Annotated in this window: 11 protein-coding genes and 1 pseudogene; 8 read left to right on the top strand and 4 right to left on the bottom strand. The window is 66.6% G+C overall.

The window, feature by feature from the left end:
• Positions 1–59: 59 nt before the first annotated feature.
• Complete coding sequence (locus CR105_RS14995) at positions 60–1,082, bottom strand: metallophosphoesterase (protein WP_229413953.1); 1,023 nt, start codon at positions 1,080–1,082, stop codon at positions 60–62.
• 455 nt (positions 1,083–1,537) lie between these two features.
• Between CR105_RS14995 and CR105_RS14990 the strand changes: the two genes are divergently transcribed.
• From CR105_RS14990 to CR105_RS14975, 4 genes and pseudogenes are all read left to right on the top strand, one after another.
• Entirely contained in the window at positions 1,538–1,888 is a 351-nt protein-coding gene (locus CR105_RS14990; RefSeq protein ID WP_099789405.1) for a DUF5710 domain-containing protein, read from the top strand.
• A 143-nt stretch (positions 1,889–2,031) separates the two neighbouring features.
• Positions 2,032–4,060 (top strand): annotated as a pseudogene (locus CR105_RS14985) (copper-transporting P-type ATPase).
• Positions 4,061–4,099: 39 nt separating this feature from the next.
• A complete protein-coding gene (locus tag CR105_RS14980; RefSeq protein ID WP_099789402.1) occupies positions 4,100–5,461 on the top strand; it encodes a hypothetical protein in 1,362 nt (453 codons plus the stop codon).
• Positions 5,462–5,661: 200 nt separating this feature from the next.
• Entirely contained in the window at positions 5,662–6,366 is a 705-nt protein-coding gene (locus CR105_RS14975) for a toll/interleukin-1 receptor domain-containing protein (protein ID WP_099789399.1), read from the top strand.
• 3 nt (positions 6,367–6,369) lie between these two features.
• Here the strand turns inward: CR105_RS14975 and purT are convergent, their stop codons facing one another.
• Complete coding sequence (purT, locus tag CR105_RS14970; protein ID WP_099789396.1) at positions 6,370–7,584, bottom strand: formate-dependent phosphoribosylglycinamide formyltransferase; 1,215 nt, start codon at positions 7,582–7,584, stop codon at positions 6,370–6,372.
• A gap of 231 nt (positions 7,585–7,815) precedes the next feature.
• Here purT and CR105_RS14965 point away from each other — a divergent pair, with 231 nt between their 5' ends.
• Positions 7,816–8,649, top strand: a complete 834-nt coding sequence (locus tag CR105_RS14965) for a metallophosphoesterase (RefSeq protein ID WP_099789393.1) — start codon at positions 7,816–7,818, stop codon at positions 8,647–8,649.
• 11 nt (positions 8,650–8,660) lie between these two features.
• On the opposite strand, the gene CR105_RS14960 is transcribed toward CR105_RS14965, so the two are convergent.
• On the bottom strand, positions 8,661–9,044 hold the full coding sequence (locus tag CR105_RS14960; protein WP_099789494.1) for a DUF5335 domain-containing protein: 384 nt from the start codon (positions 9,042–9,044) through the stop codon (positions 8,661–8,663).
• A gap of 164 nt (positions 9,045–9,208) precedes the next feature.
• On the opposite strand from CR105_RS14960, the gene CR105_RS14955 reads away from it, so the two are divergent.
• The 3 genes from CR105_RS14955 (at position 9,209) to CR105_RS14945 (ending at position 12,816) form a co-directional block, all read left to right on the top strand.
• Positions 9,209–9,604 carry a YybH family protein gene (locus CR105_RS14955; RefSeq protein WP_099789391.1) on the top strand — a complete coding sequence of 132 codons (396 nt, stop codon included), beginning with the start codon at positions 9,209–9,211 and terminating at the stop codon, positions 9,602–9,604.
• A 54-nt stretch (positions 9,605–9,658) separates the two neighbouring features.
• Positions 9,659–10,396 (top strand): SDR family oxidoreductase, encoded by a 738-nt coding sequence (locus CR105_RS14950; protein WP_099789388.1) that lies wholly within the window; start codon positions 9,659–9,661, stop codon positions 10,394–10,396.
• Positions 10,397–10,545: 149 nt separating this feature from the next.
• Positions 10,546–12,816 carry a polysaccharide biosynthesis tyrosine autokinase gene (locus CR105_RS14945; RefSeq protein WP_180288205.1) on the top strand — a complete coding sequence of 757 codons (2,271 nt, stop codon included), beginning with the start codon at positions 10,546–10,548 and terminating at the stop codon, positions 12,814–12,816.
• 22 nt (positions 12,817–12,838) lie between these two features.
• Here the strand turns inward: CR105_RS14945 and CR105_RS14940 are convergent, their stop codons facing one another.
• On the bottom strand, positions 12,839–13,948 hold the full coding sequence (locus CR105_RS14940) for a GNAT family N-acetyltransferase (RefSeq protein ID WP_099789382.1): 1,110 nt from the start codon (positions 13,946–13,948) through the stop codon (positions 12,839–12,841).
• Between the last annotated feature and the right edge of the window lie 24 nt (positions 13,949–13,972).

Genomic DNA, 13,972 nt, shown 5'->3' with positions numbered 1-13,972 from the left:
GCTTGCCCACGGGCCAGCCAGGGAGTGCTACAACGGGTAGTTTGTCGATGAGGCCTGGTTCATTGCTTTGCAACGCTAGCGACTTGCGAAGCGCCTCGTCCAGTGAACTGGGCCGAGCGCAGCGTCAGCGTCAGAATTTCTCCCGGTTGCCACAGGCGCATGCGTGGCCCCCAGCTGCCGGCGCCGCGGCTGATCACCAGCGTCATGTCGGCGACCTTGTGCGCCCCTACCAGCAGAGGAAATTGACGCTTGACCAGGTAACCGAATGGCCAGATCTGGCCGCCGTGCGTGTGCCCGGACAGCATCAGGTCGACACCCTTTGCCGCAGCGTTGTCGACCAGCGGAGGGGCCGGAATATGCGACATCAGAATGGTGGCCGTGTTCGTCGGCGGCCCCGGCAGCAGCGCGTCGAGTCCGCCCATATAGTTACCGTCACGGCGCATGGTGCTGCCAATGTCCTCGAGCCCCGCGAGCACCAGGCCCGGTGCCAGTTCCACCTTTTTGTCGCGCAGCCAGCGCACGCCGCCGGCCTCGAACTCGGCGATCGTGGTGTCGACAGCACCGTAGAACTCGTGATTGCCGGTCACCGCCCACACGCCCATCGGCGCCTTGAAACCTAGCAGCACGGCCGCGAGCTGGGCGTCGCCAATCGGATTGTCCTCGACCTGGTCGCCGACCATGAGGACGGCGGCCGGCGCGATCTCGTTGATCTGTTCGACCCGCTGCTGCATCCACCCAGAACGGCGCTGGGCGCCGAGGTGAAGGTCGGTGATGGCGACGAGCACCGTGCCATCGAGCGCGGCCGGCAGATCCTTGAGCACCAGCTCGTGTTCGACAACGCCGGGCGCGCGCATGGCCTGGTAGATGCCGAAGCCACTCAGGATGACACCGGCAGCGGCGGCGACAGCGATAAGACGCGGCGCCAGGGTGCGCCACCACAGTCCGAAGCCGGTGACAATATCGGCCACGAGCAGGCACAGCGTCATCACGAACTGGATGCCGATCCACGTCATCGCGAACTGCCCCGGCCACCAGCGCCAGTCGAGCGCTTCGTCGCCGAGCTGGATGCCGGCGATATACAACAGCCAGATCGCACCGGCCCCAAGCCACCACGCGCTTAGTGAAACGCGGTCGCGGATCGGGCCGATTTTGTAAAGCCTGCTTGCTACATAAAGGTGAAGCAGTGAACCGATAACATTCAGGATGATCGAAAACATGTAAAAGCGCCCGCAAGGGCTTCGTCAGATAGATTGGATTGCAAGGAGCGGCGCAGAGGAGCGAATCCTCCGGCGGGCGAGTTGCGCGCGTGCAGGGCACGGCATCGTCGAGCAAGGGTAAGGCTGAGCGTGCGATAGTAACGCATTCCCAGCCCTTGCGCAGGGCACCCGGATTAATGGGTATGACGCGTTTCCCTTTCGCCATTCTTCCGTTACAGGCATGATCGATTCGCCAAAGATCGGGCCAGCGGCTGCGTTCAGCCAACAATTCTGTGGGACGTGCGCTAGACTGCGTGACATCGACAAACGGAGTGAAGCAAATGAAGATGTTGAAAGTGCCGTATGCGGAAAAGGATCAGGCGAAATCGCTGGGCGCACGCTGGAACGCCCAGCGCAAGGCATGGTACGTGCCCGACGGTGCGGACGCCGCGCCGTTCGAACAATGGTGGGCCGATGACGCTGCCGTACCCGCACCGGTGGCCGGCGCCGGCAAGACGACAACAGGCAAGGTCGATTCGTATGTCGGCAAACCAACCGTCGGCGCGCACTACTTCATACTCGAGCACGACTGCAACCCTTTCGTCGAGTGCGCTCAGTGCCGCCCCGCGCTGGTGACGTCCGGATGGGCGGCGGCGCATGACGCGGTGAAGCTGGTGATCGCAGCGTTATAGCGACCTGGGAGGATCTCTTGTGAAACCGCGCGAGGCCGAGCACCACCTCCACCAGCACCACGAGCGCGCCCCGTTCGCACCCAACTGGCGGCGCCGCACCCCCGGCCGCGGCGCCGGCGGAGGGCACGATGTACACGTGCCCGATGCATCCGCAGATCCGGCAGCCGGCGCCTGGAAGCTGCCCGATATGCGGCATGGCGCTCGAGCCCGAGATGCCATCGCTGGAAGAAGAAGAGAATCCCGAACTGATCGATTTCCGCCGGCGCTTCTGGTGGACGCTGCCGATGACGGCGCTCCTGTTTGCGCTGGCAATGTTTGGCCACCTGCTTTTTCACCAAGGCATTCCCGGGCAAAACTGGATAGAACTTGCCCTCAGCACGCCTGTCGTCATCCGGGCAGGCTGGCCGTTCCTGGTGCGCTGGGCGCACTCCATCGTCCGGCTCAGCCCCAACATGTGGACCTTGATTGGCTCGGGCGTCCTCGCCGCGTACGGATATAGCGTGGCCGCCGTCCTGGCGCCCGGCTGGTGCCCGCCCACCTTCGCCACCAACGGCCGGGTCGGCGTGTATTTCGAAGCTGCCGCGGTCATCGTTTCGCTCACGCTGCTGGGCCAGATACTCGAGCTGCGCGCCAGGTCGCAGACGTCGGCCGCGATCAAATCGCTGCTCGGGCTTGCCCCCAAGACGGCGCGCCGCATCGGCGCGGACGGCGTCGAAGAGGACATAGCGCTGGCCCACGTTCACATCGGCGATGCGCTGCGCGTGCGCCCTGGCGAGAAAGTGCCGGTCGACGGCGTCGTCACGGAGGGCGAAAGCGCGGTCGACGAATCGATGCTGACGGGCGAGCCGCTCCCGGTCACCAAGCGCGCCGGCGAGCGCCTGATCGGCGCCGACACCGTGCTGTCGCAGATCGTGCAGCTGGTCGCCCAGGCGCAGCGCTCGCGCGCGCCGATGCAGCGCCTGGCCGACGTGGTGGCCGGCTATTTCGTCGTGGCGGTTGCCGCCATCGCGCTGCTGACCTTGCTTGCATGGGGCTTCTACGGGCCGCAGCCAAGCTGGGTGTTTGGCTTCGTCAACGCGGTCGCCGTGCTGATCATTGCCTGCCCCTGCGCCCTCGGGCTTGCCACGCCGATGTCGGTGATGGCGGCCACCGGACGCGCCGCCACCTCGGGCGTGCTGTTTCGCGATGCCGCCGCCATCGAGGACTTGCGCAAGATCGATACGCTGATCGTCGACAAGACCGGCACGCTGACCGAAGGCCGGCCGGCCTATCAGCAGTGTCGCCGCGGCGCCCGGCTGCAGCGACGAAGCTGTATTGCAGCTTGCCGCCAGCATCGACCAGGGCAGCGAGCATCCACTGGCGCGCGCGATCGTCGACGCGGCCAACCAGCAGGGCCTGGCGTTGACCCGGCCGGAGCGCTTCGAGTCGGCCAGCGGCATCGGCGTGCGTGGCGTGGTTGGCGGCGCCAGTGTCGCGCTCGGCAACACGGCGCTGATGGAGTCCGAGGGAGTCGACTGGCGGCCGCTGGAACAGCAGGCTGAGCCCTTGCGCGCGGAAGGCGCCAGCGTCATGTATCTGTCCTCTGACGGCCGCCTGGTGGGGCTGCTGGCCGTTTCCGATCCCATCAAGGCGACCACCGGCGAGGCGCTGGCCGAACTGAGGGCGATGGGAATTTCGGTAGTGATGGCCACCGGGGATGGCGTGACGACGGCCAGGTCGGTGGCTGCCAAACTGGGCATCGACGAGTATTACGGCGAGGTCAAGCCGCACGACAAGCTTGCGCTGGTGGAGAAACTGCAGCAGCAGGGAAAAATTGTCGCCATGGCGGGCGACGGCATCAACGATGCGCCGGCCCTGGCCAAGGCCAATGTCGGCATCGCCATGGGCACCGGCACCGATGTGGCCATCCACAGCGCCCACCTGACCTTGGTGAAAGGCGACTTGCGCGGTATCGCGGTGGCGCACCGCATCTCGGTCGCCACCGTGAAGAACATGTGGCAGAACCTGGGCTTCGCGTTCATCTATAACGCACTAGGCATTCCGCTTGCCGCCGGCGTGCTCTATCCCATCAACGGCCAGCTGCTGTCGCCGATTGGCGCGGCGCTGGCGATGAGCCTGAGCTCGGTATCGGTCATCGGCAACGCGCTGCGCCTGCGCGGAACGAAAAAATAGGGCAGGATGAGGGTACTTCAGCCAGAATATGGACAGTACGTGAAAAATTTCGACAGCAGGTGTGGCGTTCCCTCCGGCGGACAAGGCGCTTCCGGACTGGTGCTCGCCGAGCAGCTCAATAGTGGATGTTTTTGCAGCAGTCTCGATGTTGGCGCGCTGCGCGCCGCCTTGTCGACCGAACTTGGCGACGCAAAAGTGTTCGAGCTCGTCACCGAGCGCTGCCCCTTTCTGTTCTCGTCGCGGCCGGTGTTTATCGCCGAGACCCAAACCAGGCGCATCGCCGACGTCATCGACGCGATCGAATCGGTGATCGCCATGCCGGCTTATCGCCAGTTCGTGCTCGAACATGCGCCGCAGATTGCCAGACACGACCCCGGCGGCGCCAGGGGCGTGTTCTTCGGCTACGACTTTCACTTGCGCGACGACTCGGTGGGCTTGATCGAAATAAACACCAATGCGGGCGGCGCCATGCTCAACGCGGCGATGGCCAAGGCACACCGTGCATGCTGCTCCACCGACGCGCAGATGGCCGCGTCGGTGGAGTCGGGTGCCGGGCTCGAAGACGCCATCGTGGCGATGTTTCGCGCCGAGTGGGCGGCGTCGCACCGCGGCAAGGCGCTCGCCACGGTCGCGATCGTCGATGCGCATCCCGAGGACCAGTATCTTTATCCTGAGTTCCTGCTGTTCCAACAATTGTTTGAGCGCCACGGGTTGAAAGCGGTCATCGCCGACCCCGCCGCGTTCGAATTTCGCGACGGCGCGCTGTGGTGCGACGACAACGCGATCGACCTGGTGTACAACCGCCTGACCGATTTTCTGCTGGAACTGCCGGCCTCGGCATCGTTGCGTGCGGCATACCTGGCCAATGCTGTCGTGCTGACCCCGCACCCGCAGGCCCACGCGCTGTACGCCAACAAACGCAACCTGTCGATACTGACGAGTGCGGCGCAGTTGCAGGCGCTGGGCGTCCCGCAGGCCGTTCAGGATGTGCTCATCGCTAACATTCCTGCCACCGAGCTTGTGACGCAAGAAAATGCCGGCCGGCTGTGGACGCAGCGCCGCCAGCTGTTCTTCAAGCCGCTGGCCGGCTACGGCGGGCGCGCCGCCTACCGCGGCGACAAGCTGACCAAGGGCGTGTGGAGCGACATCGTCGCCGGCGACTACATCGCGCAGGCACTGGTGCGGCCCGGCGAGCGCGCCGGCGGCGAACGCGCCGATGCGACCTCGCTCAAGTTCGACATCCGCAGCTACGTGTACGCCGGCCAGGTGCAATGGACCTCGGCCCGGGTCTACCAGGGGCAGACCACCAACTTCCGTACGCCCGGCGGCGGTTTCGCCCCAGTCTACAGCTTGCCGGACGACGCGGTGGTCAGGCAAATCGAGCGCATTGCCGAAGGCTGATGACGCCTGCCGCGGGGCAGGGCGCTGGTCCCCGCGTTGTTGACCAAGATCATTTGCCCACGATATAGCCCGCCGGTGCACGCAATGTTTGCGCGTCCGCTTTGTCCAACTGTTACTCATCATTAATGCGCCCGCAGCCTGCGCCGATGAGCTGACGGCTGTGCAACACCGTTGCGACATTGATTGGAGGGATCCTTGGCATGGACACGTCTTCTGCGGCTTTCATGAGCTACGCCCGTTTCGATGACGAGCACAACGGTGGACAGCTGACGAAGTTTCGAAAGCTGCTCAGCGGCGAGGTGCGCGCGCTGCTGGGCCGGCAGTTCGACATTTTCCAGGACACGTCCGACATCGCGTTCGGGCAAGAATGGCGGGGGCGCATCAGCGCTGGAATCGACGAATGCGCCCTGTTCATGCCGATCATCACGCCGAGTTTTTTCACCAGCGCCGCGTGCCGCCATGAACTCGAACGGTTCGCCGCCAAAGAGTCCGAGCTGGGCCGCAACGACCTGATCTTGCCGGTGCACTACATCACCTGTCCGATTCTCGACGACAGCCCGGCGTCCAGCGGCGATCCCCTGGTCAAGTTGATCGCCGAGCGCAACTACTTTGACCTGCGCGCCTTGCGCGGCCGTCCGCCCGGCATGCGCCTGTTTCAAACCAGGTTGACCGAGCTGGCAATGCGCGTCGTCGCGCTTGACCGCACCCGTCCGAGACGAAGGCGACTGGCCTCGGTCAGCGCCGGCGCGCGCTCCATCGCAGCCACGCCGGCCAAGGCGAACCAGGCCGCGAGCGACGAGGCAGGATCAGGCGCCGACGATCAGCCTGCGGTGAACCTTGCCGATTGGTGGAATCGCATGCGCCGCTACCTGGTCGCGGCCGAATGCGCGCACAAGGAGGAGTGACGGTCAGGCTTGCGGAACGACCGGCTTGACCTTCGCCGCCGCTGCCTTGGCGAGCGTGCGCGCGGTATCGACATCGTCGGCCGTTGCCAGCGCCACGCCCATGCGCCGGCGGGTGAACGATTCCGGCTTGCCGAACAGGCGGATGTCGGTGCCCGGAACGCTGAGCGCCTCGGCCACGCCTTCGAACGCGATGCCCTTGGCGTCGTGCTGGCCATAAATGACCGCCGACGCGCCAGGCGAGCGCATCGCCACCGTGATCGGCAGACCCAGCACTGCCTTGGCGTGAATCTCGAATTCGCTCTGCACCTGGGTGGACATCGTCACCATGCCGGTGTCGTGCGGGCGCGGGCTCACTTCCGAGAACCACACCATGTCGTCCTTGACGAACAGTTCCACGCCGAACACACCGAGTCCGCCCAGGTTGCCGGTGACCTTCTCGGCGATGTCGCGGGCGCGCTGCAGCGCCGCCGGGTGCATTGGCTGAGGCTGCCACGATTCGACATAGTCGCCGTGCACCTGCAGGTGGCCGATCGGCTCGCAGAACTGGGTTTCGACCTGGCCGCCGGCGCCGATCGCGCGCACCGTCAGCAGCGTGATTTCGTAGTCGAAGTCGATGAAGCCTTCGACGATGACGCGGCCGGCGTCGACCCGGCTGCCGGCTGCGGCGTAGGCCCACGCTGCCGCCACCTCGCTCGGCCCGTCGACCTTCGACTGGCCCTTGCCGGACGACGACATGACCGGCTTGATCACGCACGGAAAGCCGACGTCGGCGCAGCCCTGTTCCAGTTCGGCCAGGCTGCTGGCGAAGTGATACGGCGACGTCGCCAGTCCCAGTTCTTCGGCGGCGAGGCGGCGGATGCCTTCGCGGTTCATCGTCAGCAGCGCCGCGCGCGCGGTCGGGATGCAGGTGATCTTGCCGGCCGCTTCCAGTTCTGCCAGCATGCCGGTGGCGATCGCCTCGATCTCCGGCACCACCAGGTCCGGCTGTTCCAGTTCGATCAGCGCAGCCAGGGCGGCGCCGTCGGTCATGTCGATGACATGCGCGCGGTGCGCCACCTGGTGCCCCGGTGCGTTCGGATAGCGGTCGACGGCGATGACTTCGACGCCGAGCCGCTGCAGCGAGATGATGACCTCCTTGCCGAGTTCACCGGAGCCGAGCAGCATGACTTTGGTGGCGGAAGGGGACAGCGGGGTACCGAGCGTGCGGGAAGTGGTCATGGGTTTTGAGTGTTGAGCGGCCGGCGCCGGGGTGGCCAGCAGACCTGAGACTATAGCAAAGAGCCCGGCCGCTTGCAGAAAACCGGCAGCAGGGGTCTGACCCGGCGTTGGGGTCGGACCCCGGATTCGCAAGCGCCGAGGACTCCGGGGTCTGACCCTAAAACCGGGTCAGACCCCTGCGGCCAGGCCCCTGCGGCTAACTCTTCGGGCTAACTCTTATATACTGCGTCGATGCGCATACAGCTTTTCTCGGATCTCCACCTCGAACGTTACCCGGACTTTCAGCCCCATGTCGCCGCCGGCGTCGACGTCATCGTGCTGGCTGGCGACATCGGCTCCTACCAGGCCGGCTCGCGCCTGAAGTCGGACGACTTCGGCCTCGAACGCTTTTCGCCGCTGCGCCCGGGCGCTGGCGACGCCAAGGTGATGTACGTTCCCGGCAACCACGAATTCGACGCGCTCGACTTCGACGCCACCTACGCCCGCCTGCGCGCCACCTGCGAGCGCCTCGGCATCACCTGGCTCGACCGCGAAGTCGTCGTGCACGACGGCGTGCGTTTCGTCGGCACCACGCTGTGGACCGATTTCGAGGCGCTGGTCGACCGCGACGCCAGCATGACCAAACAGATGCAGACGCTGACGAAGGCCTTTCGCGCCGCTAACTATTATCTGTCCAAGAACACCACCTTGAAGGACGGCGAGCAGGTGCTGGCCGAAGGGCTGCGCGCGATGTCGCTGGAATGCCGGGCCTGGCTGCGCGAAGCGCTGTCGGCGCCGTTCGACGGCGCCACCGTGGCGGTGACCCATTTCGCCCCCAGCTTGCTGAGCGCGGACCCGCGTTACGGCCTTACGGCCGGCACGGCGGGATTTTGCAACGCGCTCGACGACCTGCTGCCCTTCGTCAAGGTCTGGATGCACGGCCACCTGCACTGCATGAACGACTATGTTGTCAAAGGCGACAACGGCGGCAATGCCTGGGCGTGCCGGGTCGTCGCCAACCCGCTCGGCTATTCGAGCAAAGGCGAGCAGGAAGCGTTCCGCCCCAATCTGGTCATCGACGTTTAACCAGGTGCAGGTCAGGGCGGCGCGTTGCCGGCGCCGCTCGCTTGGGCGCCGCCCATCGCGCCCGAGTACGGCAGCATCAGCGGATCGCGCAGCCTGATGATCTGGCGCACGCCGTCGCCGTCGATCACTTCCAGGCTGACCAGCCGGACCGCGTCGTGATCGATGTAGATCTCGCTCGGCTTGTGGATCAGGTGGTCGAGCCCTTCCATCAGGACCTCGACGACATCGCTTTTCGGGTCGTACACCAGGCCCATCAGCGGCAGCCACTCCGCTTCGATCTGGTTGCCGATGTTCAGCGACGAAATCTCGACTTCGGCCTCCTTGCCGCCGAGGATTTTCGACACATTGTCGAAATACGCCTGCCAGGTTGATTTCTCGAGTTTGGTCATGGTCATCATTTGCTCCCTTCGCGTCAGCCAACTTGGCGTTAGACCGTTGCGCGGCGCGTGAATTCCACGCCAATGCGGCTCGAAATAAATGTTGCCAAGAATAAAATTAGTGTAGTATCGGCAACGCTGTGACGGACCAAACGATTGACCTTTTTTGACGAGGGAATTCCATGAGCCTGAAAGATGAGTTGCAAAGCGCGCAAAACGGCCTGGCCGCCGCCTTCGGCGCCGGCGATGCGATGCGCGCTGCGGCACTCTACACCGACGACGCCTGCCTGATGCCGGACGGCTTGCCGACCTTTCACGGCCGCGCCGCGATCGGCCAGTTCTTCGGCGGCGCCATCGAACAGGGCATCGTCGAGGCGCGCTTTACCACCCAGGAAGCGGACGGCGACGACCAGCAGGCGCTCGAAGTGGGGCGCTACGAGTTGTTCGCCGCACTGCCCAACGGTGAGCGCGAATGCATCGACGACGGCCGCTACTTCATCGCCTGGCGCAAGATCGACGGCGCCTGGCGCATCGCGCGCGACATGTTCAACCGCTACCGGCCGATCCCGGCGCAGTAAGCGGCACGCATTCCGGGGTAGACTTGACGCTCACTCACCACCGGAAAATCCACCATGATGAAGGCGATCCTTACCGGCCACAGCAAGGGTCTCGGCGCCGCCATCGCCGCCGACCTGCTGGCGCGCGGCGTCGCCGTGCACGGCATCGCGCGCGGCGCGGCGGCGCAACTGGCGGCGCGCTATCCCGACCTGTTGCAGCAAACCGAACTCGACCTGGCCGACAGCGCCGCCCTCGGCGCCTGGCTGGCCGGCCCGGCGCTGGCGGCGTCGCTGGCCGGTTGCGACACTGTCCTGCTGATCAATAATGCCGGCACCGTGCAGCCGGTTGGCCCGCTGGCGCTGCAGGACGCCGGCGTCGTCGCGCGCGCCATCGCCGTCAACGTCGCCGCGCCGATGATGCTCGCTGCCGCCGTCGCTGGCGCCTGCGCGCCGCGCGCGGCCTGCCGCATCCTGCACGTGTCGAGCGGCGCCGGCCGCAGCGCCTATCCGGGCTGGAGCGTCTACTGCACCACCAAGGCCGCGCTCGACCAGCACGCGCGCGCGGTGGCGCTCGACCAGAATCGCAAGCTGCGCATCTGCAGCCTGGCGCCAGGCGTCATCGACACCGGCATGCAAGCCGAAATCCGCGCCACCGCGCTCGAACGGTTCCCGCTGCGCCAGCGTTTCGACGAACTCAAGCGCAACGGCGAGCTGGCCGCGCCGGCCCGCTGCGCCGCCGCGCTGGTCGACTACCTGCTCGCCGATCGCTTCGGCAATTCGCCGGTCGACGACCTGCGCAACAGCGGCGCATAAGGGCCGCGCACGCCGCAACCACGGGGCGGCGCAAACGCGCTAATCGCTCAACCGGGCGCGCCCGATTGACTCAGCACAAACGGGGTTGGGCCTGCTCCCTTAGCGTGGGCATGTGGCGCTGTCGCGCCCCCACCGTTGCGAGCTCGACCATGACAAGCCAGACCGATTCCTACCGCATGCGCCTGCCGCGGCGCCGCGCCATCAGCCGGCACATCGCCATGCCGCCACCCGTGCCGGAGGACGACGAGCCCGAACTGGCCAGCTGGCTGCAACTGCTGCGCGACCACTTGCGCCTGATCGTCGCCATCACGCTGGCGGTCACGTTCGCCGCCGGCGCCTACGCGCTGCTGGCGCGGCCGGTGTACGAAGCGAGCATGCTGATCCATGTGGAGGAAGCGACGCCGGCGGCGGCAAAAAACGCGCTGACCGAGGCGGCGGCCATGTTCGAGACCAAAAAGGCGGCAACCGCCGAGATGGAGCTGCTGCGCTCGCGCACCGTGGTCGGCTCGGCCGTCGAGCGCCTCAAGCTGTACATCGAGGCCGCGCCGGACCACTTTCCGCTGGTCGGGCGCATGCTGGCCGACCTGCGCCCGGGGCAGTTGTCGCAGCCAGGCTTGTTCGGCATCGGCGGCAAGGTATGGGGCGCCGAACGGATCGAGGTGCCGTGGTTCAACGTTCCGCCGGCCATGTACCGGCGCAAGTTCGTCGTCACCAGCCTCGGCGAAGAACGCTTCAGCCTGTACGACGCGGTCAGCAACATCGTCGTCTACGGCAAGGTCGGCACGGCGATCCGCGCCGCCGCGCCGGAAGGGCCGCTCGAACTCTTGGTGGCGCGCCTCGACGGCCTGCCCGGCGCCCGCTTCAATCTGACCCGCAACTCGGCCATGTCGAGCATCCGCCAGCTGCAGCGCTCCCTCGCTATCGCCGAGCAGGGCAAACAGTCCAGCGTGATCGTCGTCAGGCTCGAGGGCGGCAGCGCCGAGCTGGTCAACGAGCTGCTGCTCGAAATCGGCCGCCAGTACATGCGCCAGAACGTGGCGCGCAAGAGCGAAGAGGCGGACCAGTCGCTCGCCTTCCTCGACCAGCAGCTGCCCAAGCTGAAGGCGCGCGTCGAACAGGCCGAGGGCGAGTACAACGCCTTTCGCAAGGCCAACGGCAGCGTCGACTTCGCCGAGGAAGCGAAGCTGAGCCTGCAGCAGGCGGCCGCCGCCAAGGCGCGCCGCTCCGAGCTGCTGCAAAAACGAACCGAGCTGCTGACCCGCTTCACGGCGCGCCATCCGGTGGTGGCGGCCGTCAGCGGACAGCTTGGCGAAGTCGACCGCGAACTGGCCGACGTCGCCCGCCACATCAAGACCTTGCCGCTGCTGGAACAAGACGCGGTGCGCCTGCGCCGCGAGGTCAAGGTCAATACTGACTTGTACACGGCATTGGCGAACACGGCGCAGCAGCTGCGCATCGTTTCGGTGGGCAAGGCGAGCAATGTGCGGATGGTCGACGCGCCGATGGTCGTCGACGAGCCGGTGCGCCCCCAGCGCGCGCTGATCGTGCTCACCGGCCTGGCCGCCGGCTTGCTGCTCGGCGTGGCGGCGGCGGTCCTGCGGCGCCACCTCGGTGGCGGAGTCGACGATCCCGTGCGCATCGAGCAGCTGCTCGGCTCGCGCGTGGTATTTGCCAGCATTCCGCACAGCGACGCCCAGGCCAAGCTCAACAAACGCGGCGCCGTCAACGGCCGCCAGCTGCTGCTGGCGCTGGAGCGGCCCACCGATGGCGCCGTCGAAGCGCTGCGCAGCTTTCGCGCGTCGCTGCAGTTCTCGATGCCGCAGTTCGACAGCAACGTCATCATGTTCGCCGGGCCGACGTCGAGCCTGGGCAAGTCGTTCGTGTCGGCCAACTTTGCCGCCGTCATGGCCGCCGGCGGCAAACGGGTGCTGCTGATCGACGCCGATGTGCGCAATGGCCGCCTGCACCAGTACTTCGGCGCCACCCGCGAGCGCGGCCTGTGCGAAGCGGTCGGCGGCGCCTTGCCGATCAGCCAGGCGATCCGCCACGATGTGCTGGCCAACCTCGACTTCATCCCGACCGGCTGCCCGCCGGCCGGCAACCCGGACGTCTTCATGCACGCCGGCGTCGGCGCGCTGCTGGCGTCGGTGAGCGCACAGTACGACGTGGTGCTGGTCGATTCGCCGCCGATCCTGGCGCTGGCCGACGCCCTGGTGCTCGGCAGCCACGCCGGCGCGGTGTTCCTGGTGGCGCGCGCCGGCGTCTCGACCGAGCGCGAGATTACCGAATCGATCAAGCGCCTGAACCAGGCCGGCGTGGCGCCGTTCGGCATCGTCTTCAACGACGTCCAGCCGCGCCTGTCCGGCTACGGCTACAAATACGGCTACGGCAACCTCGAACGGCTTGAGTACAGCGGCTGACGCGCCGGCGTGGAGCCTCACATCAAGGCAGGCCGCGGCGCGCGGGCGCACGCTTGCGCAAGGTGCGCAACCGGCGTCCGACGGCAATCAGCGCATCGGCCAGGCGCGCGACCAGCCAGCCGTCGTGATGCGACGCCAGCAGCAGCGAGCGGCGCAGATGAAAGACGCAGCCGCCGAGCAATGGGCCGAGGGCGGCGCCGGCGTTGCGCGCGACGTGCAGGCGCGAGCGGAACAGCGACAGGTGGACCAGGGCGCGCTCGCGGCCGCCGAGCTGGCGCTTGTAGTCGCGCTGCCCCCAGCCGAAGTGGAAGTAGCGGCTGTTGCCGGCGGCGATGCATTCGCAGATCGTCAGGTAGGCGCAGGAAAAACCGAGCCGCAGGCCGGCATGGGCCGGGTCGTGCGCCAGGATGCGCGTCGTGAAATTGCTGCCCAGCCGGTACGTGATGGCGCCGGCGCAGACCTTGCCGTTGCTCGATGCGATCGACACGAAGCCGCACAGCGCGACGTACGCAATGATGCGCTGTTCCTCCTCGTCGTCGATGCGCGCCGCCATGCCCTTGGCCGCCATGTTGAGCCGGTGCAGGCGGATCAGTGCGCGCACCTGGCGCACCGGCACGTCCTGCTTTTCCAGCACGGTGAAGGTAAAGCCGGGCAGGGCGCGCTCGATGCGGTGCAGACGATGGTCCAGGCTGCGTTGGATGCTTGGGGCCAGGCCCGCGCGGTAGGCGGCCACGCTGGCCGGCAGTGCCAGCACGGTGTCTTCGCCACAGGCGGCGCGCACGGACGGAAAGGCGAACTGCCTTGCGCCGGTTTCGACAAAGTGAAACGCGACGAGCGACACGCCGTCGTGGTTGCGAAACAGGTAGCTGGCGAAGCGGTTGGCGATCGCGTCGCTAACTGTCATGCCTTCGTTGAGCACCACCGCGCGGCCGCCCTCGAAGCGGTACAGGAACACCGCTTCGGCCACGCCGGCGCGCCTGGCCACGTAGGCGCGCACACCGTCCCAGCTGCCGTGCAGCCTGAAGCGCGGCAGGCATGACAGCCGGGTGCCGTACAGGCGGTCGAGTTCCGGTTCGAGGAATGCGGGCGGCTCGTCGGCGCAGGAATAGCTTGCCTCTACCCAGCTCGTCATGATGGCGCTTCCCCGCTGTGCTTG

It is taken from the genome of Massilia eurypsychrophila (genome assembly GCF_002760655.1).
Classification (GTDB): Bacteria; Pseudomonadota; Gammaproteobacteria; order Burkholderiales; family Burkholderiaceae_D; genus JAFCUW01.
The sequence above is the reverse complement of the archived record's forward strand: the minus strand, read 5'-3'. Positions and strand labels throughout refer to the sequence as shown.